We start from the raw sequence: 24,982 nt of genomic DNA, 5'->3' as shown, positions 1-24,982 counted from the left end.
GAATGGCACGAGTGTCAGAGCGCGCGCTTCAGCGGCTCGACGAGATCGGTCTTCTCCCAGGAGAAGCCGCCCTCATTGTCCGGCGTGCGGCCGAAATGGCCGTAGGCCGAGGTGCGCGCGTAGATCGGGCGGTTGAGGTCGAGATGGCTGCGGATGCCGCGCGGGGTCAGATCCATCGCCTTGGCCGCCGCCTTCTCGAGCTCGTCCTCCGACACCTTACCGGTGCCGTGGGTGTCGATGTAGATCGACAGCGGACGCGCCACGCCGATCGCGTAGGCGAGCTGCAGCGTGCAGCGGTCGGCAAGACCGGCCGCGACGATGTTCTTGGCGACGTAGCGCGCAGCGTAAGCAGCCGAGCGGTCGACCTTGGTCGGATCCTTGCCGGAGAACGCGCCGCCGCCATGCGGAGCCGCGCCGCCATAGGTGTCGACGATGATCTTGCGGCCGGTCAGGCCGGAGTCGCCGTCCGGACCGCCGATGAAGAACTTGCCGGTCGGATTGATGTGCCAGATCGTCTTGCCGTTGATCCACTCCTTCGGCAGCGCCTCGCGCACATACGGCTCGACGATGTCGCGGATCTGGTTGGAGGTGAGGTCCTCGACCAGATGCTGGTGCGAGACCACGATCTCGCGGACGCCAACCGGCTTGCCGTTCTCGTACTGCACGGTGACCTGGCTCTTGGAGTCCGGACCCAGCACCTTCTCCTTGCCGGAGTGGCGCGCTTCGGAGATCAGCCGCAGGATCTTGTGGGCGTAGAAGATCGGCGCCGGCATCAGGTCCGGCGTCTCATTGGTGGCGTAACCGAACATGATGCCCTGGTCGCCGGCCCCCTCTTCCTTGACCTCGCCCGGCTGCAGCGCGTCGACGCCCTGCGCGATGTCGGCCGACTGCGGATGCAGCAGGATCTCGATGTCGCAGGTGTTCCAGTGGAAGCCGTCCTGCTCGTATCCGATGTCCTTGATCGCGCCGCGCACGACGCCCTCGATCTGCTCGTTGGTAACCGAACTCGGGCCGCGCGTTTCGCCGGCGATCACCACCTTGTTAGTGGTCGCGAGCGTCTCGCAGGCCGCGCGGATCTGCCACGGGTCGATGCCCGCTTTCGGTCCCTCGCGGTAGAACAGATCGACGATCTCATCCGAGATACGATCGCAGACCTTGTCCGGATGGCCTTCCGAGACCGACTCGCTGGTGAAGAGATAAGACGCGCGCATCAAGCAAACCCCTTGTTTCGTCGAAGTCCGACGTTGGTTGGTGAATATGTCCCCGGCATGTCAGTCTCGTCGCCGTGAGATGACGTAGGATTCGTCGTAGAACCACAGCCCGTTGTGTTTGCGGAGAACTTCGCGTGTGGCCTCGAGAGCTCGTCCGTTTTCGGTCGTTTCGACCAACCGCTCATCTTCGATCTGCGCGACATACACCGCGGCATTCCACGCTGCAAAGGCCGTCGAGGTTCCGATCGAGCCGGTCACCTCATTAGGCAGCGCTTCCATATCATATCGGAAGATCGAGCGATTATCGGCGTAGGCATTGAAGTTCAGCTCGCGACCCGCCGAGCCCAACTCGTATTTCACCGCGCGCAGTATCTCATGACGGCTGACGGCGAAAGGATTTTCTCCGGGCCACACGGCTTGAATCATTTCAAGCCCGGGATCGCTTCCGTGGGAGTGGATTCCTATCAGCCGCCCGCCGCCGCGCAGTGCGCGGGCCAGCGGCGCGATGATCCGCTTGGCGCGGAAGTTCACCGAGGACTTCGCGCGGTAGGGTTGCGAGGCGATCACGAGGTCGAAATTGGCCTCGGTGCGGCCGGCCCGCGGAATGATGGAATCGAGCAGGAAGCGGTGATCGTCCCGGTACAGCACGAGCGCCACCGGCCGCTCGTAAATCGGCATCGCATTGCCGGGGCTCAGGTTCGCTCGCCAATTCTGCTCCAGGAACGGACCGAGTTCCGCGATCTGGGCCTCGAATTCACCCGAGGAGGCACCCCGCAGGGCCACCTCGTGCCAGATCATGCTGGCGGCCGCGGTGGAGTTCTTGGGCGTCAGCCAGGGCGCCTCGGCGTAATACATGTTGGTGAACACGAAGACGCTGGCCGGGTGCTCGAACAGACGGTCCGGGACCTTGTCCAGGGTGAGGCGAACGTCCTCCAGGCTCAGTTCCTTGCCGGCGACATAGAACGGCATATGTGGGAAGCGGCCATGCATCGCGCGCAGGACCCGTGCCAGCACGGTGCCGTCGCCCATTCCGGCGTCGAACACCCGCAGCGCCGGCGGCCGGGGGTGGATCGCGGCCAGTTCCAGCGCGACCCGGTCGGCGATCACCCGCTTCTCGCTGCAGGTGTGCACGAACAGCAGATAGCGCTGGCGGTTCTCGAAGAAGCGGAAATTGCCCCTGGGATCGCGCTTTTCCGGCGGAACCACCAGGCCGCGGGGCGGCGCCACGCCGCCCGGCGTCGAGGTCGCGATGAAGCCATTGATACGGTCGAGCGTATCGATGGTGATGCGCTTGCCCTCGCGCAGCCGGTGTACCAGCTTGCCGTCATTGACGGCACGGCGGCCGAACGTCGTCTCCGCCATATCGGAACGGCGGCAGAAATCCGTGATCTGGCTGAGGATTTCGTCGTTCTTCATGACGCCCGGTGGGCAGCTGCAGCAAGTGGGACAAAAGTGGGCAGAGATAGTGTGCGGCGGGGTCTTACCATCATTATCCCACCAGTTGAACCCCCTCTACCGCCCGATCACCAAACATTCATGATCGCCTCCAGAACCACCCCGCCGTCGCCGTCGACCATGACGGCCACCATGCCCGGATGACCGATGCGCCGCCTGCTCCTGATCCCCTGCCTGCTTGTTGCCGTTTTGTGGTCGGCGCCCGGTTTCGCCCAGACGCGCGCCCAGCTCGGCCCGCTCTGCACGACCGACACGACGCCCGCCGACCAGATGATCGACGCCTGCACCAAGATCATCGCGCTGAAGGTGTTTTCCGGCGAGAAGCTCGCGACCATCTACTTCTGGCGCGCGGTCGGCTGGAACAAGAAGGGCAACTACCCGCAGGTGATTGCGGACGCAACCGAGGCGCTGCGCCTCAAGCCCAGCACCGCCGTCTACAATCTGCGCGGCTCGGCCTATTACGACAAGGGCGAGTACGACATCGCGATCGCCGACTTCAACGACGCGCTGCGGATGGGGCCGCCGAGCGGCATCATCTATCACAACCGCGGCAACGCCTATCGCGGCAAGGGTGACTACGCCAAGGCGATTGCCGACTATGACGCGGCGATCAAGGCCGATCCGAGGTCGGCGTTCTCCTATCAGAACCGCGGCGCGTCGAAGCAGGCGCTCGGCGATCTCGATGGCGCACTCGCCGACATCAACGAGGCCGTCAGGATTGATCCGTCGCTGCCGCAGCCCTTGATCCGCCGCGCCGTGATCTGGCGCGCCAAGGGCGACATCGCGCGCGCGATCGCGGACACGACGGAAGCGATCCGGCTCGCGAAGGCGAAGGCGCCCGTCAACATCATGACGCCGCCCGGCAGCGTGCTGATCTCGGCCTACACCCAGCGCGGTCTCTCCTATGAAGCGAAGGGCGACGCGGCGCACGCCAAGGAAGACTACGCTGTGGTGATCGAGGGCGTCGCCTCCGACGCCGGTAGCAAAGCCAACCAGGCCACCGCGAAAGTGCGGCTCGCACTGCTGAAGGAGGCCGACGCAGCCCCGCGCAAGACTGCAGCAGCGCCTGCCGCCGAGAGCAGCCCGGCTCCCGCACCACCGCCGGCGCCCGCCGCAGCTAATCCGGCCGCACCGGCGGCACGCGTGCAGGCCGCAGCGACCGGCCGGCGCGTCGCGCTCGTGATCGGCAACGGCGCCTATGCGCATGTGAAGGCGCTGCCCAATCCGCCCAACGACGCGCGCGCCATTGCCAGGAGCCTGCGCGACATCGGCTTCACCGTCTCGGAAGGTCTCGATCTCGACCGCAATGCCATGCAGACGACGATCCACGACTTCCTGCGCGAGGCGACGCGGTCGCAGATCGCCGTGGTCTACTATGCCGGCCATGGCGTGCAGGTCGACGGCCGCAATTACCTCGTGCCTGTCGATATCGAGTTCAAGGCAGGCGGGCGCATGACCGACGCGATGGTCGATATGGATACGATCATGGCCGGCCTCGACGATCAGATCCGCACCAACATCCTGATCCTCGATGCCTGCCGCAACAATCCGATGGCGCCGCAGGTGGCATCCGCCGGCCCGAGCCGCGGCATCGAGGCCGGCTCCGGCCTTGCCGCCCCCGCTACGCTCGGGTCAGGCTCGACGCTCGGCGCCGGCACGCTGATCGCGTTCGCGACCGCGCCGGGCCAGGTCGCGCTCGACGGTGAAGGCGCCAACAGCCCGTTTTCGGCCGCGTTGTCGCGCCATGTCGGCACGCCCGGCCTCGAGGTGCAGCAGATGCTGACGCGGGTCCGCGCCGAGGTTGTCGCCGCAACCAAGGGCAAGCAGGTGCCGTGGTCGAATTCCTCGCTGCTCGGCGAGGTCTATCTGGCGGAGCAATGAAGCGGCCCCCTCACCCGTCATTGCGAGCGCAGCGAAGCAATCCACGTCTCCACAAAGGGAAAGATGGATTGCTTCGTCGCTATCGCTCCTCGCAATGACGATTGGGATATGGCCGGGCCTACTTCCCCCACACCTCGTTCGCGACCTCGACCGCAAGCCGCAGCTTGGCCCACTGCTCTTCCTCGGAGAGGATGTTGCCCTCCTCGGTCGAGGCGAAGCCGCATTGCGGGGACACCGCGAGCTGCTCGATCGGGGCGAACTTCGCCGCCTCTTCGAGCCGCCGCTTGATGTCGTCCTTCTTCTCGAGCTCGCCGAACTTCGAGGTGATGACGCCGACCACCACGACCTTGTTGCCCTTCGGCAGGAAGCGCAGCGGCTCGAAGCCGCCGGCGCGGTCGGAATCATATTCAAGGAAGTAGCCGTCGTAATTGGTGCCGGCCAGCATGGTCTCGGCAACCGGCTCGTAGCCGCCGGAGGAAATCCACGTCGAGCGGAAATTGCCGCGGCAGACATGGGTCGTGATCACCATGTCGGAAGGACGATCGGCGATCGCGTAATTGATGACGCGCGCGTAGATCTCCTGCAGGCCATCGGGATTGTCGCCACGGTCGCGCGACTTCTGCAACTCCTCTGGCGAGCACAGATAGGCCCACACCGTGTCGTCGAACTGCAGGTAGCGGCACCCGGCGTCGTAGAATGCCTTCACCGCCTTGCGATAGGTCTTGCCGAGATCCTGATAGAACTCCTCGAGGTCCGGATAGACATCCTTGGAGATCAGCTTGCGGCCGCCGCGGAAGTGCAGCACCGCCGGCGAGGGGATCGTCATCTTCGGCGTGACATGCGCCTGGTCGGCATACTTCTTCAGGAACCTGAAGTGATCGAGCATCGGATGCTGATCGGAGAAGTCGAGCTTGCCGATCACCCTGATGGCGTCGTGCCGGGTCTGCACGCCGGCGAACTGGATGCCCATGTCGGGGTGGAACAGCTCGCAGCCGGTCAGATGGCTGAGGAAATCGAAATGCCACCAGGAGCGGCGGAACTCGCCGTCGGTCGCAAGCTTCAGGCCGACCGAAGCCTGCTTGTGCACGACCTTCTCGATCTCCATGTCCTCGACCTTGCGCAGCTCGTCGGCCGAGATCTCGCCCTTCTCCAGCCTGGCACGGGCCTCCTTGATCCTCGGCGGCCGCAACAGGCTGCCGACCTCGTCGGCGCGGAACGGAGGCTTGGTTCGCTGCATGATGAACTCCCTGAGGTCGTCAGTGTTTTTTGGTCCCGGCGACGCCGAGATGGCGCTCGAGGACGGAGAGATCGGCCTTCAGCGCGCTGCTTGCCGCATCATGCACGATCGTGCCGCGTTCCAATATCACAACGCGGTCGGCCAGCCCCAGAATCTTTTGCGCGTTCTGCTCGACGATGATCGAGCAGATGCCGCCCGAACGGGTGATGGTTCCGATCGCCTTTAACAATTCCTCAACGATGATCGGCGCGAGGCCTTCGGTCGGCTCATCGAGCAGCAGCACCTTGGGATTCAAGGTCAGCGCCCGGCCGATCGCCAGCATCTGCTGCTCGCCACCCGACAGCTGGTTGCCGAAATTGCTGCGCCGCTCCTTCAGCCGCGGAAACATCTCGTACACCCGCTCGACCGTCCACGGCCCGGGCTGCGCCACCGCGGTCATGTTCTCTTCCACCGTCAGCGAGCGGAAGATGTTGCGCTCCTGCGGCACCCAGCCGATCCCGGCGCGGGCGCGCTGGTCGGGGCGCAGCGCCGTGATGTCGCGGCCTGCGAGCGCCACGCTGCCGCCGAAGCGGCTGGTGATACCGACGATCGAATTGATCAGCGTGGTCTTGCCAGTGCCGTTGCGGCCGAGCAGCGCGAGCACCTGGCCGTCGGCGAGCGCCAGCGACATGTCGGGCAGCACCACGGCCTCGCCGTATCCGGCGCGCAGGCCCTGGATGGAGAGCAGATCAGGCATCGGCCGCCTCGCCGAGATAGACCGCCCTTACCTGCGGATCGCGCGCGACCTCGTCGGGCGCGCCCTCGGTGAGCAGGCCGCCATTGACCAGCACCGAGATGCGGTCGGCGAAGGAGAACACGAGGTCCATGTCGTGCTCGATCAGCAGCACGGTGACGTCGCGCGGCAGCGCCGCGACCGCCGCCAGGATATCGTGGCGCTCGCTTTCGGGGACGCCGGCCGCGGGCTCGTCGAGCAGCAGCACCCGCGGTTTCGCCGCAATCGCGACCGCTATCTCGAGCAGGCGCTGCTTGCCGTAAGGCAATGTCGCGGTGAGCTCCGTCATCACGTCGAGCAGATGGAAGTGCGACAGGATCTCGGCAATCTCGGCATTGACGTCGTCGCGCGTCCCCATCCGCCGCCACCAGTCGCCGCCGCGGCCCATCCGTTCGGAGACGGCAAGGCCGATGGTTTCGAGCGGGGTCAAATCGGGATAGAGCTGGTTGATCTGGAAGGTGCGCGACAGCCCGCGCAGCACCCGCTTGTGCACGGAGAGGCCGGTGATGTCGGCACCTTCGAGCAGGATACGACCGCTGTTCGGGGTCAGCACGCCGGTGAGCTGGTTGATGACGGTGGTCTTGCCAGCGCCGTTCGGCCCGATCAGCGCGTGGCGAGCGCCTTGCATCACCTTCAGCGAGAGGTCGCGGGTGACGCGAAGGCCGCCGAAAGATTTTTCAAGGCCACGGGTTTCGAGCGCGATCGTCATGACACGTCGCTCTCCGGCACGGCGACGGCGGCCTTGCGGCCGGCGAACTGGCGGATGATCAGGTTCGGCACGAACAGCACCCAGCGATGGATGCGCGCGCGGCCGACCATCACGATCACCACCAGCACGAGGCCGATCCAGAACAGCCAGTATTGCGGGGTGATGCTCTGAAAAAGCTCCTGCAGCATCTTGAACACGACGGCGCCGATCAGGCCGCCATAGAGATAGCCGGTACCGCCGATCACGAGCACCAGCATCAGGTCGGCAGAGCGCTCGAAGGCGAATACGTCAAGCGAGGCGAGCGCCGTGGTCTGAGTGAACAGCGCGCCGGCGATCCCGGCGTAGAAGGCGGCCAGCGTGTAGATCGCGATCAGGCGGCGATTGACGGGCACGCCAATCGCGGCCGCGCGCAGCGGATTGTTCTTGATCGCGCGCAGCGACAAGCCGAACGGCGAATGCACCACGCGTCGCGCCAGCAGGAACAGGGTGAACAGCACGATCAGCGAGTAGAAGAACCCGGTCTTGCCGAACATATCGAAGGTGAACAGCCCGAGGATCGGCTGCATCTCGATGCCCTGCAGGCCGTCGGTGCCGCCGGTGATATCGGAGAAGCGCTCGGCGAGCGCTTCCAAGAGCAGCGCGATGCCGAGCGTCACCATCAGACGGGTCAGGTCGACGCCGCGGATGACAAGGAAGCTGGTCAGAAAGCCGAGCACCGCCGCGACGAGACCGGCGGCGACCAGCGCGATGACCGGCTCGTTGATGATGCCGTGCAGCGCCAGCAAGCCGGCCGAATAGGCGCCGACGCCGAAGAACGCAGCATGGCCGAGCGAGACGATGCCGGCGTAGCCGAGGATCAGGTCGAGCGACAGCGCGAACAGGCCGAGCCGCACGATATCGGTCATGATCAGATAGCGCGACGGGAACAGGAACGCACAGGCGAGCGCCAGCACCCAGAATGCGACCTCGCTGATCCGCCAGCGCGCGCTGGCCATCGCATGAGTGGAGACGTCGGACAGCGCGCTCACGACCGTCTCACCGCGCCGCGGTGCGGCCGAACAGGCCGTTCGGACGCCAGAGCAGGATCACGATCATCACCGTGTAGATCACGAAGGGGCCGAGCTTGGGCACGTAATATTTGCCGGCGACGTCGGCGATGCCGAGCAGCAGCGAGGCGAAGAATGGCCCGGTGATCGAGGACGAGCCGCCGACCGTCACCACGATCAGGAAGTAGATCATGAATTTGAGCGGGAAGTACGGATCGAGCCCCAGGATCTCCGCGCTCAGCGCACCGCCGAGGCCGGCGAGGCCGCAGCCGAAAGCGAATGTGAACGCGAACACCTGCGGTACGTTGATGCCGAGTCCGATCGCGGCACGCGGATCGTCGACCGCAGCGCGCAGCCGGCTGCCGAACCGCGTCTTGGCGAGGATCAGCTGTAGCGCCAGCGTGAGCAGGCCGCAGATCACGACGATCATCAGCCGGTAGCGGCCGATGCCGACGCCGAACAGGTCGATCTGGCCTTCCAACGCCGCCGGCAATTTGATGAAGACCCGCGACGATCCCATGATGTAGTCGACCGCCGCGACCGACATGAACACCAGACCGATCGAGAACAGCACCTGATCGAGATGGCTGCGGCTGTAGAGATGGCGGTACAGCGTGCGCTCCAACGCGATGCCGATGACGGCGCTGCCGACAAAGGCGAGCGGCAGCGCCGCGAAGAACGGCCAGCCGGACTGATTGACCAGCACGGCGCAGATATAGCCGCCGGCCATCGCGAAGGCGCCGTGCGCGAGATTGACGAAGTTCATCAGCCCGAGTGTCACCGCCAGCCCGCAGGCGAGCACGAACAGCAGCATGCCGTAGGCGACGCCGTCGAACAGGTTGGTGAGGATAGAGGCCATCAAGTCAGCTCAGCCGAGAGGACGCAAAGGACACACGTCAAGTGGAACGTCATGGCCGGCTTGTCCGGCCATGACGTGGAGGGAGGCGGAGCTTCGCGCGTCACTTCTTGGTCTTGCCGGAGTCCTTGACGGCCTCGAAGGTCGCGAACTCGACGTTGTAGAGCTCGCCGTCGACCTTCTCGACCTTGCGGATGTAGATGTTCTGCACGATGTCGCGGGTTTCCGGATCGATCGAGATCGGACCGCGCGGGCTCTCCCACTTCATACCCTTCATCGCCTCGATCAGCTTGTCGCCGTTGGTATCGCCGCCCGTCTTCTTCAGCGCCTCGTAGATCAGATGGATGCCGTCATAGCCGCTGACCGCCATGAAGCCCGGACGGTTGCCGAACGCCTTCTTGTAGGCGGCGACGAAATCCTTGTTCATCTGGGAGGGATGCGCCGCCGAATAGAGATGCGCGGTCACCGCACCGAGCGCGGCATCGCCCATGTTGTTGAGCAGATCGTCGTCCATCACGTCGCCGGGACCGATGACCTTCATGCCGATCTTGTCGAGTCCGCGTTCGGCAAATTGCTTCATGAAGTTGCCGCCCTGCCCCGCCGGCACGAACACGAACATCGCGTCGGGCTTGGCATCCTTCATGCGTTGCAGGAACGGCGCGAAGTCGGGATTGGCGAGCGGGACCTTGACCTCCTCGACGATCTCGCCGCCGCCGGCGGTGAAATGCTGCTTGAAGAAGGTCAGCGCGTCGTTGCCCGGCGCATAGTCGGAGGTCAGCGTCGCGACCTTCTTGATGCCGTTCTTGACCGCCCAGTCGCCGATGATGGTGGAGGATTGCGCCAGCGTGAAGCTGGTGCGCACGATATAGGGCGAGCGCTCGGTGATGATCGAGGTGCCGGCCGCCATCACGACTTCCGGGATCTTCGCCTCCGTGGCAAGCTTTGCGGCCGCAAGCGCGGCCGGCGTCACGCCGAAGCCGGCGATGAAATTGACCTTGTCGTTGACGATCAGCTCCTGGGCGAGACGCTTGGTGTTGTCGGGCACCGCGGCGTCGTCCTTGAGGATGACCTCGATCTTCTTGCCGGCGACGGTGTCGCCGTTCTGCTGCATGTAGAGCTTGATCGCATTGTCGATCTGCTTGCCGGTCGAGGCCTGGCCGCCGGTCATCGGCAGGATCAGGCCAATCTTGACGACGTCGTCCGCCCGCGCCGGCACGTTGGCGCAAAACCCGCAAAGCGCGGCCGAAGCGGCGCCCCACAGCAACACCTTGCGACGATTGAACATCGACATCCCTCCCCCTTCCATTCTTCTGCCTTGAGCCGAGTGCCCGGCCCTTGCCTCAACCTTAACCCAAGCATGTTGCGGCCAAGCCGCAACGCGACAAGGCGTCTCGAAGCGCCCTATTGTCAATCGGACGATGGACGTGTGTCGCGCGTGGCGTGATCGGGCCCAGCCGTAGCTACAAGTATCAGGATACCAGAAGCCCTCCCCGAAACTCAACGCCCCCAAAGAGAACCGGTCTCATAGACTTAGGCCGGCCGCGACCTCGATTCATTTGTACGATCGTACAAATCAATCGCGGATGTCAACAAACAAGCACAATTGCAGCCGAACGGTCGCACCCAACATCATCATCCATAAAGACCAGGGCTGTATGCTGCCGCCAATGCCAACTTTCACACGCCACATCCCTGTCCTGACTGCCCTCGCGCTCGCGGCCTGCGCGCTCGGGGGATGCGGCACCGTGAACCAAAAGGTCTCGGCCGGCATGGCCGACTACATTCCGGCCTGGGCCGGCGGTCTGCCTGCGGACGCACCGCCGCGGGCGGGCACACCCGAGTATGACAAGTTCATGCAGGAACGGGAGCGCAAGCGCCTGATGCCGGCGGCCGACCGCGGCGACGACGCCAAGCCGGCGGCGACCACGCAGGGCGCAGCCCACTGAGCGCGGCCTAGTCGAGCGCATCCTCGCTGATGATTTCGCCGCGATCAGTCCACGAACACCACGGTCTTGCGCCCGTTGAGGATGACGCGGTCGGCGAGATGGTAGCGGATCGCCCGCGCCAGCACGCGGCGCTCGATGTCGCGGCCCTTGCGCACGAGATCCTCGGGCGTGTCGCGATGGCTGATGCGCTCGACGTCCTGATCGATGATCGGCCCTTCGTCGAGATCGCTGGTGACATAATGCGCGGTGGCGCCGATCAGCTTGACGCCGCGCTCATGCGCCTGGTGGTAGGGCTTGGCGCCCTTGAAGCCCGGCAGGAAGGAATGATGGATGTTGATGCAGCGGCCCGACAGCCGCGCCGACATCTCGTCCGACAGGATCTGCATGTAGCGGGCCAGCACCACGAGGTCGGTGTTCGTGTCCTGGGCGAGCTTCCACACCGCGTCTTCCTGCTGCCGCTTGGTGTCCCTGGTCACCGGCAGGTGATGGAACGGGATATCGCCGAAATCGAGCGAGCCATAGGTCTCGCGCGGATGGTTGGAGACAATAGCGGTCGGGATCATCTCGAGCTCGCCGGTGCGCCAGCGATAGAGGATGTCGACCAGGCAGTGATCGGACTTGGAGACCAGCAGCATCACCCGCCGGCGGCTGGCGCGGTCGCGCATCTGCCAATCCATGCCGAAACGTTCGGCGATCGCGGCAAAGCCGGTCTGCAGCGCCGGCAGCCCGACCGCGAGGTCGGCCGCGGTGAACACCACGCGCATGAAGAACTTGCCGGTCTCGACATCGTTGAATTGCTGGGCGTCGAGGATGTTCTGGCCGTTATGCGCCAGGAAGGTCGAGACCGCGGAGACGATCCCCGGTCGATCCGGACAGGACAGGGTCAGAACGAATTGATGGTCGGGCATGCCAATTGACCAAAGCTTGAGCAGTTGCGTGGAACGGTCATTTTCGGCCCCCGTCTATCACCGCTGGCGGCCTTGCGCCAATCCCGGCGCAGGGGTCAAATCGAACAAATGACGACAATGTTTGTTAGGGACAATCATGGCTGACCGGCTGAACGGCTACCGCATCCTGATCCTCGAGACGCGTGAGGAGGCGCAATTTTCCCGCCTGCTCGCCGAGCAGGGCGCCGACGTCCTGCAATGCCCGATGTTCACCATCCACGATGCGCCGGATCCGGCACCGATCGAGGCCTGGATTCGCCGCGCCATCGAGCGGCCGCTCGACGACCTCGTGCTGATGACCGGCGAAGGCCTGCGCCGGTTGATGAAGGTCGTGCGCCGGATCGGGGTCGAGGCGGAGTTCGTCGGCGGCCTCGGCAAGGCGCGCAAATTCGCCCGCGGTCCCAAGCCCGGCCGGGCGCTGCGCGAGATCGGCCTGGAGCCGCAGATGACCACCGAGAAGCCGACCTCGGAAGGCGTTGCCGAGATGCTGTCGAAGCTCGACCTGAAGGGACATCGGCTCGGGCTGCAGCTCTACCCCGACAAGGATCACGCCACGCTGATCGGTGCGGTCAAGGCGCAAGGTGCCGAGGTCGATACCGTGCTGCCCTATGTCTATGACGCACAGGCTGCCGACGCCAACATCGTCACCGCGATCGAGGAGATGGCGCGGGGCCGAATTGACGCGATCGCACTGACGAGCTCCGGACAGGTTCGCCGCCTGCTCGAGGTGGCACAGGCGCACAAGTGCGAGGCGCAATTGCGCGAGGGCCTGGAGCAGACGCCGATCGCCTCCGTCGGGCCCGTGGTGTCGGATGAACTGAAGACCTACGGCCTGCGCACCGATATCTATCCGGCGAACGATGCGTTCTTCATGAAGCCGCTGATCTCGGCGATGGCGACATCGCTGGCGAAGGCACCGCCGCGGATGGCAAAGTAACCGCAACAACTGTCATTGCGAGCGAAGCGAAGCAATCCATTTCGCCACTTGCGGACAGATGGATTGCTTCGTCGCTTGCGCTCCTCGCAATGACGATGGAGAGAGCTACGACCTACTCCGCAGCCTGTTTGGTCTCGTTCAGATAGGCCTGGTACGCGAGCTTGATGCCATCCTCGAGCGAGGTGGTGGCGCGCCAGCCGAGCTTGGCGAGCCGGCCGACATCGAGCAGCTTGCGCGGCGTGCCGTCGGGGCGCGAGGTGTCGAAACTGATCTCACCACGATAGCCGACGGTGGCTGCAACGACGCGGGCGAATTCCGCGATGGTGATATCTTCCCCGGTGCCGATATTGACCAGCTCCGGCGAGGAATAGGTCTTCATCAAATGGATGCAGGCGTCGGCGAGATCGTCGACATAGAGGAATTCCCGGCGCGGCTTGCCGGTGCCCCACACCACGACGTCGGCAGCGCCGGAAACCTTGGCCTCGTGAAAGCGGCGGATCAGCGCGGCGACGACGTGGCTGTACTCCGGATGATAATTGTCGCCGGGACCGTAGAGGTTGGTCGGCATCACGCTGATGAAATCGGCGCCGTACTGACTGCGATAGGCCTCGGCCATCTTGATGCCGGCGATCTTGGCGATGGCATAGGGCTCGTTGGTCGGCTCCAGTGGCCCGGTCAGCATCGAGTCCTCGCGCAGCGGCTGCGGCGCCAGGCGCGGATAGATGCAGGACGAGCCGAAGAACATCAGCTTCTCGCAGCCATTGGCGTGGGCTGCCTGGATCACGTTGGCCGAGATCGCCAGATTGTCGTAAAGGAATTCGGCGCGCAGCGTGTTGTTGGCGACGATGCCGCCGACCTTGGCGGCGGCGAGGAACACCGCCTGCGGCCGCTTCGCGGCAAACCAGGCGTTCACCGCGGCCTGGTCGCGCAAATCGACCTCGCTGCGCGACACCGTCAGCAGATCGGCCTGCTCGCGCGCCAGCCGGCGCATCAGCGCCGAGCCGACCATGCCGCGATGGCCGGCGACGAAAACCGCCTTGCCCTTCAGTTCAAACGCCGTGCTTGCCATTGGCCGCATCCTGCCTGGCCTCGACGAGATCGCTGGCGACCATTTCCTTCACCAGTTGCGCGAACGGCGTCTTGGGCGCCCAGCCGAGCTTGGCGCGCGCCTTGCTGGCGTCGCCAATGAGTAGATCGACCTCGGTCGGGCGGAAATAGGCCGGGTCGATCTGCACCAGCGTATTGCCGGACGCCTTGTCGACACCGATCTCCTCGACGCCCTTGCCGCGCCATTCGATGCTGCGGCCGACCTCGGCAAACGCCAACTCGACGAATTCGCGCACCGAGCGCGTCTCGCCGGTCGCGAGCACGAAGTCGCCGGGCTCGTCCGCCAGCAGGATCTTGTGCATGCCCTCGACATAGTCGCGGGCGTGGCCCCAGTCGCGCTTGGCATCGAGATTGCCGAGGTAGAGCTTGTTCTCGAGGCCGACCTCGATGCGGGCGACGGCGCGGGTGATCTTCCTCGTCACGAAGGTCTCGCCGCGGATCGGGCTCTCATGATTGAACAGGATGCCGTTGCTGGCGAACATGCCATAGGCCTCCCGGTAGTTCACCGTGATCCAGTAGCCATAGAGCTTGGCGACGCCATAGGGCGAGCGCGGATAGAACGGCGTGGTCTCCTTCTGCGGCACCTCCTGCACCAGCCCGTACAGCTCTGAGGTCGAGGCCTGGTAGAACCGGGTCTCCTTTTCCATGCCGAGGATGCGGATCGCCTCCAGCAGGCGCAACACGCCGATAGCGTCGGCGTTGGCGGTGTATTCGGGGCTCTCGAAGCTGACCTGAACGTGGCTCTGGGCGGCCAGGTTGTAGATCTCGGTCGGCCGGATCTGCTGCATCAGCCGGATCAGATTGGTCGAATCGGTCATATCGCCGTAGTGCATCAGGAACGGCACGTTGCCGGCATGCGGATCCTGGTAGAGATGGTCGACGCGCGCGGTGTTGAACGAGGACGAGCGGCGCTTGATCCCATGCACGGTATAGCCGAGGCCGAGCAGATATTCGGCGAGATAGGCGCCGTCCTGCCCGGTGACGCCGGTGATCAGCGCAACGCGCCGCTTTGAGTCCTGAGCCGTCATATCATCTCCAGAGAGCGCGAGACCGCGCGATCCCGACGAGGCCGGTCTGTAGCACCCGGCCACCTCCAAGTCTAATGGCATAATCGTTTGGAATCAGGGCCTTAAAGCCCTGAAAACCCGGTTGAATGCGGTCGGCCGCCTGCTCACTCGCCGTAGTGGCGCAGCCGGTCGAGCTCGATGATCGTGACCCCGCCATATTCAAGCCGCAGCAGCCCCTCGCGCTCGAGCCGCTTCAGGCACTGGTTGGCGTTCTGCCGGGAGATTCCGGACAGTGCCCCGATCTCCTCCTGGGTGATTTCAAGATGCAGGGTGAGCTCGGGATAAAGAATCGGATTGAACAGCGAGGCGATCGAGCGCGCCAGCCGTGCGGTTGCGTCCAGCGTGCGGCCATATTCGAGCAGCGCGATGAACTGGCCGAGCCGCTCGTTGAGCTGTCCCACCAGGAAGCGGTTGAAGCCGACGCTGTTCTCGAACAGCCAGACGAAGGTCCGGCGATCCATCATCGCGAGGCGCGTATCGCGCAGCGCGACCACGTCGTAGCGCCGCAGCTCGTTCTTGAGCACGGTGCCCTCGCCGAACCACGCGCCCGCCGTGAGGCCCGCGAAGCTCGCGGCCTTGCCGCCGCGCGAGACGATGCCCATGCGGGCCAGCCCGGTGACGATGCCGGTCCAGTACTGGAAATTGTCGCCGCGCATGAAGATGAATTCGTTGGCGCGGTAGGACTTCTCGGAAATGCCGGCGCGCGCGATCTCGATCTCTTGCTCGGTCAGCTCGCGCGACCAGGCGGCGATGCGCTTCAGGTAATCAGCAGCAATCATTCTAGCGACGGCATCCCACCCAAGATATTGCACCGCAGCAACGCCGTGCGCGAAGCCAGGTGACCCGGGGCCTGGAATGCCAGCGAAAATTCCTGACCAAATGTCGGGCACATGACAATTCAACCTATCGCTTTCTCGTATTCAGAGCCACCTCGCGTAACGCCGCGCGCAGCGCTTCGATGGATCGCTGAAGGCGGACGACGCGGGACACGGGCTTGCAGGCGGGTGCGGCGTTACCGCGCATGACGCAGGCGATCGGGGCGAGCGATGGCTCCCGGACGCCGGCATCATTAGTCGGATGGTTTCCTTCGGCGCCCCATGTAAGATCGAATCGAGATCGAAGCGAAAGATAAAGAGCGCGCCAAAGCGCCCGTATCTGGAGGGAACAGGGTGGCTAACAGTCTCGAGGTGCGCGGAGTCTCATTGCGCTTTGGCGGCGTCCGCGCGCTGACCGAAGTCAGCTTCGGCGTCAACGAGGGCGAGCTGTTCTCGATCATCGGCCCGAACGGTGCCGGCAAGACCTCGATCGTCAACTGCATCTCCGGCCGCTACCGGCCGACCGAAGGCCAACTGTTCTACCGCGGCCAGGACATTACCGGCCTCACCCCGAACGCGCGGCCCCGCCTCGGCATCGGCCGGACTTTCCAGAATCTGGCGCTGTTCCACCACATGAGCGTGCTCGACAACATCATGGTCGGCCGCCATCACCTCCTGAGGAACAACTTCATCACGGGCTCGCTGTACTGGCTGACCGGCGCGCGCCGCGAGGAGCTGGAGCACCGCCGCAAGGTCGAGGAGATCATCGACTTCCTCGATCTGCAATCGGTGCGCAAGGCGACCGCCGGCACCCTGCCCTACGGCCTGCGTAAGCGCGTCGAACTCGCCCGCGCGATGGCGCTCGAGCCGCAACTGATCCTGCTCGACGAGCCGATGGCCGGCATGAACTTCGAAGAGAAGGAAGACATGGCGCGCTACATCGTTGACCTCAACGAAGAGTTCGGCATGACGGTGATGATGATCGAGCACGACATGGGCGTCGTGATGGACATCTCCCACCGCGTCATGGTGCTCGATTTCGGCCGCAAGATCGCCGAGGGCGATCCGGCAACCGTGCTCGCCGATCCACACGTCAAGCGCGCCTATCTCGGCGAAGAGGACGAGGTGCTGGTCGATCCCGACGACAAGCCGGCAGTGCGGGAGAGCGCGGCATGATGGACTATGCCGGTCGCGTCGCGCAGGCCGACACCTTCCCCAAGATGCTGCGCCTCAACGCCAGGGAGCACGGCAAGGAGATCGCGCTGCGCGAGAAGGATTTCGGGCTGTGGCACGAGTTCACCTGGAACGACTATCAGACCCGCACCCATGATTTCGCGCTCGGCATGGTCGAGCTCGGCCTCGGTCGCGGCGACGTGATCGGCATCATCGGCGACAATCGGCCGGACTGGGTCGCGGCCGAGATCGCTAGCCACGCGATCGGCGCGATGAGCCTCGGCCTCTATCGCGACGTGCTGGACGAGGAAGCTGCTTATCTCCTGACCTATGGCGAGGCCAAGCTCGTGTTCGCCGAGGACGAGGAACAGGTCGACAAGCTGCTCGGCCTTGCCGACCGGGTGCCCAACCTCAAGCACATCGTCTATTCCGATCCGCGCGGCATGCGCAAATATGACGATCCGCGGTTGATGGAGGCGAGCAAGCTCGTTGCTTTGGGTCGCGATCGCGCCGCGCGCGAGCCCACCCTGTACGACCGGCTGGTCGACCAAACCAGGGGCGACGACGTCGCGATCCTCTGCACGACCTCGGGTACGACAGCCAACCCGAAGCTCGCGATGCTCTCGGCCGGGCGCGTGCTGCGGCACTGCGCGACCTATCTTTCCTTCGACCCGAAGGGGCCGGACGACGAATATGTCTCGGTGCTGCCGCTGCCCTGGATCATGGAACAGATTTATGCGCTCGGCAAAGCGCTGCTCTCCCGGATGAAGGTCAACTTCGTCGAAGAGCCCGATACCATGATGCACGATTTCCGCGAGATCGCGCCGACCTTCGTGCTGTTCGCGCCGCGGGTCTGGGAATCGATCGCAGCCGACGTCCGCGCCGGCGTGATGGACGCCTCGCCGTTCAAGCAGCGGCTCTACGATCTCGGCATGAAGACCGGGCTTGCGGCGCTCGCCGAGGGCAAGCGCTCTGTCTTAGCCGACCAGCTCCTGTTCCGTGCACTGCGCGACCGGCTCGGCTTCACCCGGCTGCGCTCGGCGGCGACCGGCGGCGCGGCGCTCGGGCCGGATACGTTCAAGTTCTTCCAGGCGATGGGCGTGCCGCTGCGCACGCTGTACGGCCAGACCGAGCTGCTCGGCGCCTACACACTGCATCCCGAAGGCAAGGTCGATCCCGACACCACCGGCGTTCCGATGGCCGACAACATCGAGATCCGCATCGACAATGCCGACGTCAACGGCGTCGGCGAGATCGTGGTGCGGCATCCGAACATGTTCCACGGCTACTACAAGAACCCCGAGGCATCGGTCGCCGACATCAAGGACGGCTGGATGCATTCGGGCGACGCCGGCTATTACAACGACAACCGGCAGCTCGTGGTGATCGACCGCATTAAGGACCTCGCCGAGACCTCACGCGGCGAACGCTTCTCGCCGCAATATATCGAGAACAAGCTGAAGTTCTCGCCCTATGTCGCGGAAGCCGTCGTGCTCGGTGCCGGCCGTGACGCGCTCGCTGCGATGATCTGCATCCGCTACTCGATCATCTCGAAATGGGCGGAGAAGAACCGGATCTCGTTCACGACCTACACCGACCTGTCCTCGCGGCCCGAGGTCTATGCGCTGTTGAAGAAAGAGGTCGAGACGGTCAATGCCACCCTGCCGCCCGCGCAGCGCATCTCGCGCTTCCTGCTGCTGTACAAGGAGCTCGATGCCGACGACGGCGAGCTGACGCGCACCCGAAAGGTCCGCCGCGGCGTGATCAACGAGAAATACGCAGATATCATCGAGGCGATCTACCGCGGCAAGGCCAGCATCCCCGTCGACACCGTGATCCGCTTCCAGGACGGCACCACGCAGCGCGTCCGCACCACGCTCGAGGTCGTCGATCTCGGCCGCGCGGCGATCGCGGAGGCTGCGGAATGACCGGGCTGCGAGAACGGAGCGCGCTGCCAGTGAATGCGCCCTCTCCCCTTGTGGGAGAGGGCAACACCGCCGGTCGACAAAAACTCGCTTCGGTGAGGGGTCCTCTCTCCACGATCCCGATGCGGAGACAACCCCTCACCCGGCTTCGCGTTGCGAAGCCACCCTCTCCCACAGGGGGAGAGGGTGCTGGCGCCGTCCGGAGCTACGCCCTCCCATGAACACCCAGTTCCTGATCCAGCTGATCGTCAACGGCCTCGTGGTCGGCACGCTCTATGGCGTGGTCGCGATGTCGTTCGTGCTGATCTACAAGGCAACGCAAGTCGTGAACTTCGCGCAGGGCGAATTACTCCTGGTCGGCGCCTGGGTGTGCTGGGCGCTGCTGACGAAGTATCAGGTGCCGTTCTGGATCGGCATGCCGATCACACTGGTGTTCATGTTCATCTTCGGCATCGCGATCCAGGTCGTGATCCTGCGGCCGATGATCGGCGAGCCGATCATCTCCGTGATCATGGTGACGATCGGCCTGTCGACCGTATTCCAGGCTGCGCTGAAGTGGATCTTCGGCGTCAACCCGCAGCCGTTCCCGCGCGTATTCCAGAGCCAGGCGGTCAGCCTGTTCGGGCTGCAGATCCAAACCGTCTATGTCATGAGCCTCGTGGTCTCGCTTGCCATGATGGTCGGCATGGCCTGGTTCTTCCGCGCCTCCAAATATGGCCTGGCGATGCGGGCCACCGCCTTCAACCAGCAGGTCGCGCAATCCCTCGGCATCTCAGTCAAGAGCGTGTTTGCGATGGCCTGGGCGATCTCGGCCACGGTCTCGGCGGTTGCAGGTGTCGTGGTTGCGGTCGTCAACGGCGTGTCGTCCGGCCTCTCCGCCTACGGCATCAAGGTGTTTCCGGCTGCGATCCTCGGCGGCCTCGACTCGGTCGGCGGCGCCGTACTCGGCGGCATCATCATCGGGCTGCTCGAGAACGTCGCCCAGTATGTCGACAGCGAATATCTGCACTGGGGCAATCTGTACGAAATCGCGCCGTTCTACGTCCTGATCATCATCCTGATGATCAAGCCGTACGGCCTGTTCGGCACCAAGGACATTGAGCGGGTCTAGGCATGATCGCCGAAAAGTGGAAGCCGGTTTCCGGAAACGATCATGCCCAGACAAAAAGGGGCGTGACGATGACTTTACCCCGGCAGGGAGCACAATAGAGCCCCATGGCAACGAGCACCCTTATCCCGTCGGGCGATTTCCGCACCAGCTACGCGGCCGACACCACGATCTTCCCGACCGCAACCAGTCGCAACTTCGCGATAGCGGGCATCGCGCTCGCCTGCTTTGCGCCGATGGTGCTGTCCAACTATCTGCTCTCGATCGCGATCCAGATCGGGATCTTCGCGATCGCAGCCCTCGGCCTCAACGTCCTGGTCGGCTTCACCGGCCAGATCTCGATCGGCCACGCGGCGTTCTTCCTGTTCGGCGCCTTCACCTCGGCCTACATCTCCAACAACGCGCCGGTCCCGGTGTTCTTCGCAATTCCCCTCGCCGGCGTGATCACGGCGCTGGTCGGCCTGATCTTCGGCGTGCCGGCGGCGCGGCTGAAGGGGCTCTACCTCGTCATCGCGACGCTCGCCGCGCAGTACATCCTGCTCGACTTCTTCTCGCGCGCCGAATGGTTCTCGGGCGGATCGGTGCCGGCCAGCGCCAATCCGTTCTCGATCTTCGGCTACACTCTGCGCGGCGACCGGCAGTATTTCTACGTCGTGCTCGCCTACATGGTGGTCAGCTATCTGCTCGTCACCAACCTGATGCGCACCCGCGACGGCCGCGCGCTGGTCGCGATCCGCGACCACTATCTCTCTGCCGAGATCATGGGCATCAACCTCACCAAGTACCGGACGCTGTCGTTCGGGCTGGCCGCCTTCTTTGCCGGCATCGCCGGCGCGCTCTACGCGCATTATCAGCTCGTGGTCTCCCAGGAAGGTTTTGGCATCGAGCGCTCGGTGCTGTTCCTCGCGATGGTCATCATCGGCGGCACCGGCTCGGTGATGGGCACGCTGATGGGCACCGCCTTCGTGGTGCTGCTGCCGGAATCGATGGAATGGCTGAGCGCGTGGCTGAAGGGCGGCGCCATCGACAAGGCGCTGCAGCTCAACAACAACATCACCTTCCTGCGCGAGATCGCGATCGGCCTGATCATCATCGGCTTTCTGATGTTCGAGCCGGACGGGCTCGCGCACCGCTGGCGGCAGATCAAGGCCTACTGGAAGCTTTATCCGTTCTCGCACTGACGCATCGAGCAACACAAATTCGGTTCAACGAATAAGCAGGAGGAAACAACAATGACGATTAGATCCCTTTTGAGCTCGGTCTCCCTGGCGCTGCTGGTCAGCAGCGCCGCCGCCACCGCGCAGGCCCAGATCGCCATCGGCCATCTGCAGGACCTCTCGGGCGGCACCTCCGACGTCGGCACGCCGTATGGCCAGGGCGTCGCCGATACCTTCGCCTGGATCAACAAGAACGGCGGCGTCGGCGGCAAGCAGCTCAACGTCGACAGCAACGACTACGGCTACCAGGTGCCGCGCGCGATCGCGCTGTACAAGAAGTGGTCGGCGCCCGACGGCAAGGTCGCGGCGATCATGGGCTGGGGCACGGCGGACACCGAGGCGCTGACCGTCTTCCTCGCGCAGGACAAGATCCCCGACATGTCGGGCTCCTATGCCGCCGCGCTGACCGATCCCGAAGGCACCAGCGGCAAGGCCAAGCCCGCGCCGTACAATTTCTTCTACGGCCCGAGCTACTCGGACGCGCTGCGCGCCGAGCTGACCTGGGCAGCCGAGGACTGGAAGGCCAAGGGCAAGCCCGGCAAGCCCAAATTCGTCCACATGGGCGCCAACCATCCCTATCCGAACGCGCCGAAGGCTGCCGGCGAGGCGCTCGCGACCGAGCTCGGCTTCGAGGTGCTGCCGCCGCTGGTGTTCGCGCTGTCGCCCGGCGATTACTCGGCGCAGTGCCTGAGCCTGAAGAGCTCCGGCGCCAACTACGCCTATCTCGGCAACACCGCGGCCTCCAACATCTCGGTCATGAAAGCCTGCAAGACCGCCGGCGTCGACGTCCAGTTCCTCAGCAACGTCTGGGGCATGGATGAGAACGCCGCCAAGACCGCGGGCGATGCCGCCGACGGCGTGATCTTCCCGCTGCGCACGGCGGTCGGCTGGGGCGGCAATGCACCCGGCATGAAGACGGTGATGGAGATCTCGAAGATGTCCGATCCGTCGGGCAAGGTCTATCGCCCGGTGCACTACATCGCCGCGGTCTGCAGCGCGCTCTACATGAAGGAAGCGCTGGATTGGGCCGCCAAGAACGGCGGCGCCACCGGCGAGAATGTCGCCAAGGGCTTCTACCAGAAGAAGGACTGGGTGCCGGCCGGCATGGACGGCGTCTGCAATCCCTCGAGCTGGACCGAGAAGGATCATCGCCCGACGACAAAGGTCGATCTCTATCGCGCCAAGGTATCCGGTGCGACCGATGGCGACATCAACGACCTGATGGGCAAGGGCACCATCAAGCTCGAGAAGGTGAAGACCGTCGAACTGCCGCGCAAGCCGGAATGGTTCGGCTGGTGAGGTCGTGAGGCGGCCTCCTGCGCCGCCTCAACAACAATCGTCACCCCCCCGAAAGCGGGGGATCCAGTACGCCGCGCTCTCACGATTTTATCGCTGGCGTCTCTGGAATACTGGGTCACCCGCTCGAGTGCGCAGTCGCGCACGAAACGCGGGTGACGACAGTGGAGAATAGTCGAGATGAACGAAACCCTCGAAGCCGCCCGCCCGGTGCCGACGGCCGTCCCGCCGCCGCCGTTGCTCAGCGTCAACAACATCGAGGTCGTCTATGACGATGTCATCCTGGTGCTGCGCGGCCTCAGCCTCGAAGTGCCGAAGGGCGCGATCGTGGCGCTGCTCGGCGCCAACGGCGCCGGCAAGTCGACCACGCTGAAGGCGATCTCCGGCCTGCTCAAGACCGAAGACGGCGAAGTCACCCGCGGCGAGATCCTGTTCGAGGGCCAGCGTATCAACGGCATCGATCCGGACAAGATCGTTCGCCGCGGCATCTTCCAGGTGATGGAGGGCCGGCGCATCGTCGCCGACATGACCTCGCTGGAGAATTTGCGGCTCGGCGCCTTCACCCGGCGCGACGGCGAGGTCTCTGACGACATCGACATGGTGTACAAGTACTTCCCGCGCCTGAAGGAGCGCACCGGCCTTGCCGGCTATCTCTCCGGCGGCGAGCAGCAGATGCTCGCGATCGGCCGCGCGCTGATGGCGCGCCCGAAGATGATCCTGATGGACGAACCGTCGATGGGATTATCGCCCCTGCTCGTCAAGGAAGTGTTCGCGATCATCAAGGAGATCAACCGCGATCTCGGCGTCACGATCCTGCTGGTCGAGCAGAATGCCCGCGCCGCGCTCTCGGTCGCGAGCCATGGCTACATCATGGAACAGGGCAAGGTGGTGCTCGACGGCTCCGCCGACGAGCTGCGCGACAACGAGGACGTCAAGGAATTCTACCTCGGCGGCGCCGGCGACCAGCGCAAGAGCTTCAAGAACTTGAAGAGCTTCAAGCGGCGCAAGCGCTGGCTCTGAGGATATCGGGCGTTTTCGAGCGGAGCCACGTGTGCAGAAAGCGCGTCAGACCAGGAAGGCGGTCCTAGCTGAGCACCTGCTCCGCTTCGGTGACCGCGCAGAGCACATGGTAGAACGACGACGCCGGGATCGTGGCGATCAGCGAATTGCCGTCGCCGTCGAACTGGTCGTACCAGCCGCCGGCCACGGGATGGCTGAGATAGTGCCGCTCCAGCAGCACCAGCGCCGCACGCGCCTCGTCCGCAGCTCCGGATTCGCCCGACTCGGCCTGCGCGATCCAGGCCTTCGCCAGTTCGCTCTGCGGCCACAGCCGCCTTGTGTGCCGGCGGATATTGCCCTCAGCATCGCCCTCGTCGATCAGACAGCCGGTGACGTCGCGATAGCGCAGCGCCGAGGCCAAGAGCTCGCCGCGCGGACGCCCCGTTGGGCAGCCGGTGATCCGCTCAAAACCCTTCAACAGCCAGACCCATTCCGCGAGGTGTCCCGGCTCGACGCTGACCGGCGGGATCCGCGACCAGTCCTCCTCGAAATATTCGCTGAGGGTACGCGTCTGCTTGTCATAGAGGTTGGCGAGGAACAGCGCGAAGAAGTCGCCGGCGCGGTTCTGGAACGACAAATCGTGCGTCGCGTCGAAGCACGCGATCATCGCCTCGAACAGATGCATCTGCGGGTTCTGCCGGCGCGGCATCGACGGCGGCAGGCCCTCCTGGAAGCCGCCATGCGGCGAGCGCAGCTGGGTGTCGAGGAACGACAGCAGCGCGTCGATCTCGGCGCGAATCTGGGCGTCCTGGTCGAGGCCGTAGGCGGTTGCCAGTGCGAGCAGCACGAAGGCATGGCCATAGGTGTCGCGCAGCGGGTCGTGCACACCGCCCTCCGGCGTCAGGCTGAAGACGAAGCCCGGCCGGCCATCCGGCGCCTTCGCCTTGGCCAGCATGTAATCCAGCCCCTTCAGCGCGATCGCGCGGCCTTCGGGATACCAGCCCATCTGGGCCGCCTTGGCGTAGCAATAAATCTGGCGCGCCTGCACCAGGAGGCGGCGCGGGGCGGCACGATCGGGACTGCCGTCCGCATGCAGCCGGTCGACGAAGCCGCCAGCCGTGCCGTCCCACCCCACAGTCGACCACAGCGGCAAGGCGTGGTCGGTGATGCGGCGTTTCAACCTCGCGACGACGTCGGCCGCCCCGCCCGCCGCCACGCTCTCTGCCTCAGCCATCGTGCTTCCTGGAACCGTCCCAATGTCAGCGCTCACCGTCTGAT

General features: G+C 64.7%; 22 protein-coding genes. 9 read left to right on the top strand and 13 right to left on the bottom strand.

Translation table 11 applies throughout. The annotated features are described in order from the left end of the window. Positions 1–14: 14 nt before the first annotated feature. Together metK and FBZ93_RS20195 are read right to left on the bottom strand one after the other, a co-directional pair. Positions 15–1,211: a methionine adenosyltransferase gene (gene metK, locus FBZ93_RS20200; protein WP_146987818.1), complete on the bottom strand. Its 1,197-nt coding sequence runs from the start codon at positions 1,209–1,211 to the stop codon at positions 15–17. A gap of 60 nt (positions 1,212–1,271) precedes the next feature. Further along, complete coding sequence (locus tag FBZ93_RS20195) at positions 1,272–2,627, bottom strand: hypothetical protein (RefSeq protein ID WP_146987816.1); 1,356 nt, start codon at positions 2,625–2,627, stop codon at positions 1,272–1,274. A gap of 186 nt (positions 2,628–2,813) precedes the next feature. Here FBZ93_RS20195 and FBZ93_RS20190 point away from each other — a divergent pair, with 186 nt between their 5' ends. Beyond that, positions 2,814–4,547 (top strand): caspase family protein, encoded by a 1,734-nt coding sequence (locus tag FBZ93_RS20190; protein ID WP_146987814.1) that lies wholly within the window; start codon positions 2,814–2,816, stop codon positions 4,545–4,547. A gap of 118 nt (positions 4,548–4,665) precedes the next feature. On the opposite strand, the gene FBZ93_RS20185 is transcribed toward FBZ93_RS20190, so the two are convergent. From FBZ93_RS20185 to FBZ93_RS20160, 6 genes are all read right to left on the bottom strand, one after another. Further along, complete coding sequence (locus FBZ93_RS20185; RefSeq protein ID WP_146987812.1) at positions 4,666–5,784, bottom strand: cobalamin-independent methionine synthase II family protein; 1,119 nt, start codon at positions 5,782–5,784, stop codon at positions 4,666–4,668. Positions 5,785–5,803: 19 nt separating this feature from the next. Then, a complete protein-coding gene (locus tag FBZ93_RS20180; protein WP_146987810.1) occupies positions 5,804–6,520 on the bottom strand; it encodes an ABC transporter ATP-binding protein in 717 nt (238 codons plus the stop codon). Continuing rightward, a complete protein-coding gene (locus FBZ93_RS20175; protein ID WP_146987808.1) occupies positions 6,513–7,265 on the bottom strand; it encodes an ABC transporter ATP-binding protein in 753 nt (250 codons plus the stop codon). Before FBZ93_RS20175 ends, FBZ93_RS20180 begins: the two co-directional genes overlap by 8 nt. After that, the gene (locus FBZ93_RS20170; RefSeq protein WP_146987807.1) at positions 7,262–8,293 is read right to left on the bottom strand and encodes a branched-chain amino acid ABC transporter permease; all 1,032 of its coding nucleotides are present in this window, start codon (positions 8,291–8,293) and stop codon (positions 7,262–7,264) included. The genes FBZ93_RS20175 and FBZ93_RS20170 overlap by 4 nt, the downstream gene beginning before the upstream one ends. A 7-nt stretch (positions 8,294–8,300) precedes the next feature. Next, positions 8,301–9,170 (bottom strand): branched-chain amino acid ABC transporter permease, encoded by an 870-nt coding sequence (locus tag FBZ93_RS20165; protein ID WP_146987805.1) that lies wholly within the window; start codon positions 9,168–9,170, stop codon positions 8,301–8,303. 100 nt (positions 9,171–9,270) lie between these two features. After that, complete coding sequence (locus FBZ93_RS20160; RefSeq protein WP_146987803.1) at positions 9,271–10,452, bottom strand: ABC transporter substrate-binding protein; 1,182 nt, start codon at positions 10,450–10,452, stop codon at positions 9,271–9,273. Positions 10,453–10,834: 382 nt separating this feature from the next. Between FBZ93_RS20160 and FBZ93_RS20155 the strand changes: the two genes are divergently transcribed. Then, positions 10,835–11,113 (top strand): hypothetical protein, encoded by a 279-nt coding sequence (locus FBZ93_RS20155; protein ID WP_146987801.1) that lies wholly within the window; start codon positions 10,835–10,837, stop codon positions 11,111–11,113. A gap of 44 nt (positions 11,114–11,157) precedes the next feature. Here the strand turns inward: FBZ93_RS20155 and purU are convergent, their stop codons facing one another. Further along, positions 11,158–12,021: a formyltetrahydrofolate deformylase gene (gene purU, locus FBZ93_RS20150; RefSeq protein ID WP_146987799.1), complete on the bottom strand. Its 864-nt coding sequence runs from the start codon at positions 12,019–12,021 to the stop codon at positions 11,158–11,160. A gap of 136 nt (positions 12,022–12,157) precedes the next feature. Here purU and FBZ93_RS20145 point away from each other — a divergent pair, with 136 nt between their 5' ends. Further along, positions 12,158–12,997, top strand: a complete 840-nt coding sequence (locus FBZ93_RS20145) for a uroporphyrinogen-III synthase (protein ID WP_146987798.1) — start codon at positions 12,158–12,160, stop codon at positions 12,995–12,997. A 112-nt stretch (positions 12,998–13,109) separates the two neighbouring features. Here the strand turns inward: FBZ93_RS20145 and fcl are convergent, their stop codons facing one another. From fcl to FBZ93_RS20125, 3 genes are all read right to left on the bottom strand, one after another. Then, the gene (fcl, locus tag FBZ93_RS20135; protein WP_283810829.1) at positions 13,110–14,066 is read right to left on the bottom strand and encodes a GDP-L-fucose synthase; all 957 of its coding nucleotides are present in this window, start codon (positions 14,064–14,066) and stop codon (positions 13,110–13,112) included. Then, on the bottom strand, positions 14,047–15,132 hold the full coding sequence (gene gmd, locus FBZ93_RS20130) for a GDP-mannose 4,6-dehydratase (RefSeq protein ID WP_146987794.1): 1,086 nt from the start codon (positions 15,130–15,132) through the stop codon (positions 14,047–14,049). The genes fcl and gmd overlap by 20 nt, the downstream gene beginning before the upstream one ends. Before the next feature lie 143 nt (positions 15,133–15,275). Beyond that, on the bottom strand, positions 15,276–15,950 hold the full coding sequence (locus tag FBZ93_RS20125) for a Crp/Fnr family transcriptional regulator (RefSeq protein ID WP_021080507.1): 675 nt from the start codon (positions 15,948–15,950) through the stop codon (positions 15,276–15,278). Between the two features lie 390 nt (positions 15,951–16,340). Between FBZ93_RS20125 and FBZ93_RS20120 the strand changes: the two genes are divergently transcribed. The 6 genes from FBZ93_RS20120 (at position 16,341) to FBZ93_RS20095 (ending at position 23,725) form a co-directional block, all read left to right on the top strand. Next, positions 16,341–17,162 (top strand): ABC transporter ATP-binding protein, encoded by an 822-nt coding sequence (locus FBZ93_RS20120; RefSeq protein WP_146987792.1) that lies wholly within the window; start codon positions 16,341–16,343, stop codon positions 17,160–17,162. Continuing rightward, positions 17,159–19,087, top strand: coding sequence for a long-chain fatty acid--CoA ligase (locus FBZ93_RS20115; RefSeq protein WP_146987790.1), 1,929 nt, complete (start codon positions 17,159–17,161; stop codon positions 19,085–19,087). The genes FBZ93_RS20120 and FBZ93_RS20115 overlap by 4 nt, the downstream gene beginning before the upstream one ends. Positions 19,088–19,301: 214 nt before the next feature. Next, on the top strand, positions 19,302–20,195 hold the full coding sequence (locus FBZ93_RS20110; protein WP_146987788.1) for a branched-chain amino acid ABC transporter permease: 894 nt from the start codon (positions 19,302–19,304) through the stop codon (positions 20,193–20,195). Positions 20,196–20,299: 104 nt separating this feature from the next. Then, on the top strand, positions 20,300–21,373 hold the full coding sequence (locus FBZ93_RS20105) for a branched-chain amino acid ABC transporter permease (protein WP_146987787.1): 1,074 nt from the start codon (positions 20,300–20,302) through the stop codon (positions 21,371–21,373). 51 nt (positions 21,374–21,424) lie between these two features. Further along, on the top strand, positions 21,425–22,708 hold the full coding sequence (locus FBZ93_RS20100; protein ID WP_146987785.1) for an ABC transporter substrate-binding protein: 1,284 nt from the start codon (positions 21,425–21,427) through the stop codon (positions 22,706–22,708). 177 nt (positions 22,709–22,885) lie between these two features. Beyond that, the gene (locus FBZ93_RS20095) at positions 22,886–23,725 is read left to right on the top strand and encodes an ABC transporter ATP-binding protein (RefSeq protein WP_146987783.1); all 840 of its coding nucleotides are present in this window, start codon (positions 22,886–22,888) and stop codon (positions 23,723–23,725) included. A 64-nt stretch (positions 23,726–23,789) separates the two neighbouring features. Here the strand turns inward: FBZ93_RS20095 and FBZ93_RS20090 are convergent, their stop codons facing one another. Then, positions 23,790–24,938 carry an AGE family epimerase/isomerase gene (locus FBZ93_RS20090; protein ID WP_146987781.1) on the bottom strand — a complete coding sequence of 383 codons (1,149 nt, stop codon included), beginning with the start codon at positions 24,936–24,938 and terminating at the stop codon, positions 23,790–23,792. Positions 24,939–24,982: the final 44 nt, after the last annotated feature.

It is taken from the genome of Bradyrhizobium macuxiense (genome assembly GCF_007993935.1).
GTDB lineage: Bacteria > Pseudomonadota > Alphaproteobacteria > Rhizobiales > Xanthobacteraceae > Bradyrhizobium > Bradyrhizobium macuxiense_A.
Note: the sequence above shows the minus strand (reverse complement) of the source record. Positions and strands in the feature narration are given on the sequence as shown.

Bases quoted from the DNA above. Each gene is read 5' to 3' on its own strand.
- metK (WP_146987818.1), bottom strand. From the start codon at position 1,211: ATGCGCGCGTCTTATCTCTTCACCAGCGAGTCGGTCTCGGAAGGCCAT.
- FBZ93_RS20195 (WP_146987816.1), bottom strand. From the start codon at position 2,627: ATGAAGAACGACGAAATCCTCAGCCAGATCACGGATTTCTGCCGCCGT.
- FBZ93_RS20190 (WP_146987814.1), top strand. From the start codon at position 2,814: ATGCGCCGCCTGCTCCTGATCCCCTGCCTGCTTGTTGCCGTTTTGTGG.
- FBZ93_RS20185 (WP_146987812.1), bottom strand. From the start codon at position 5,784: ATGCAGCGAACCAAGCCTCCGTTCCGCGCCGACGAGGTCGGCAGCCTG.
- FBZ93_RS20180 (WP_146987810.1), bottom strand. From the start codon at position 6,520: ATGCCTGATCTGCTCTCCATCCAGGGCCTGCGCGCCGGATACGGCGAG.
- FBZ93_RS20175 (WP_146987808.1), bottom strand. From the start codon at position 7,265: ATGACGATCGCGCTCGAAACCCGTGGCCTTGAAAAATCTTTCGGCGGC.
- FBZ93_RS20165 (WP_146987805.1), bottom strand. From the start codon at position 9,170: ATGGCCTCTATCCTCACCAACCTGTTCGACGGCGTCGCCTACGGCATG.
- FBZ93_RS20160 (WP_146987803.1), bottom strand. From the start codon at position 10,452: ATGTTCAATCGTCGCAAGGTGTTGCTGTGGGGCGCCGCTTCGGCCGCG.
- FBZ93_RS20155 (WP_146987801.1), top strand. From the start codon at position 10,835: ATGCCAACTTTCACACGCCACATCCCTGTCCTGACTGCCCTCGCGCTC.
- purU (WP_146987799.1), bottom strand. From the start codon at position 12,021: ATGCCCGACCATCAATTCGTTCTGACCCTGTCCTGTCCGGATCGACCG.
- FBZ93_RS20145 (WP_146987798.1), top strand. From the start codon at position 12,158: ATGGCTGACCGGCTGAACGGCTACCGCATCCTGATCCTCGAGACGCGT.
- fcl (WP_283810829.1), bottom strand. From the start codon at position 14,066: ATGGCAAGCACGGCGTTTGAACTGAAGGGCAAGGCGGTTTTCGTCGCC.
- gmd (WP_146987794.1), bottom strand. From the start codon at position 15,132: ATGACGGCTCAGGACTCAAAGCGGCGCGTTGCGCTGATCACCGGCGTC.
- FBZ93_RS20125 (WP_021080507.1), bottom strand. From the start codon at position 15,950: ATGATTGCTGCTGATTACCTGAAGCGCATCGCCGCCTGGTCGCGCGAG.
- FBZ93_RS20115 (WP_146987790.1), top strand. From the start codon at position 17,159: ATGATGGACTATGCCGGTCGCGTCGCGCAGGCCGACACCTTCCCCAAG.
- FBZ93_RS20110 (WP_146987788.1), top strand. From the start codon at position 19,302: ATGAACACCCAGTTCCTGATCCAGCTGATCGTCAACGGCCTCGTGGTC.
- FBZ93_RS20105 (WP_146987787.1), top strand. From the start codon at position 20,300: ATGGCAACGAGCACCCTTATCCCGTCGGGCGATTTCCGCACCAGCTAC.
- FBZ93_RS20100 (WP_146987785.1), top strand. From the start codon at position 21,425: ATGACGATTAGATCCCTTTTGAGCTCGGTCTCCCTGGCGCTGCTGGTC.
- FBZ93_RS20095 (WP_146987783.1), top strand. From the start codon at position 22,886: ATGAACGAAACCCTCGAAGCCGCCCGCCCGGTGCCGACGGCCGTCCCG.
- FBZ93_RS20090 (WP_146987781.1), bottom strand. From the start codon at position 24,938: ATGGCTGAGGCAGAGAGCGTGGCGGCGGGCGGGGCGGCCGACGTCGTC.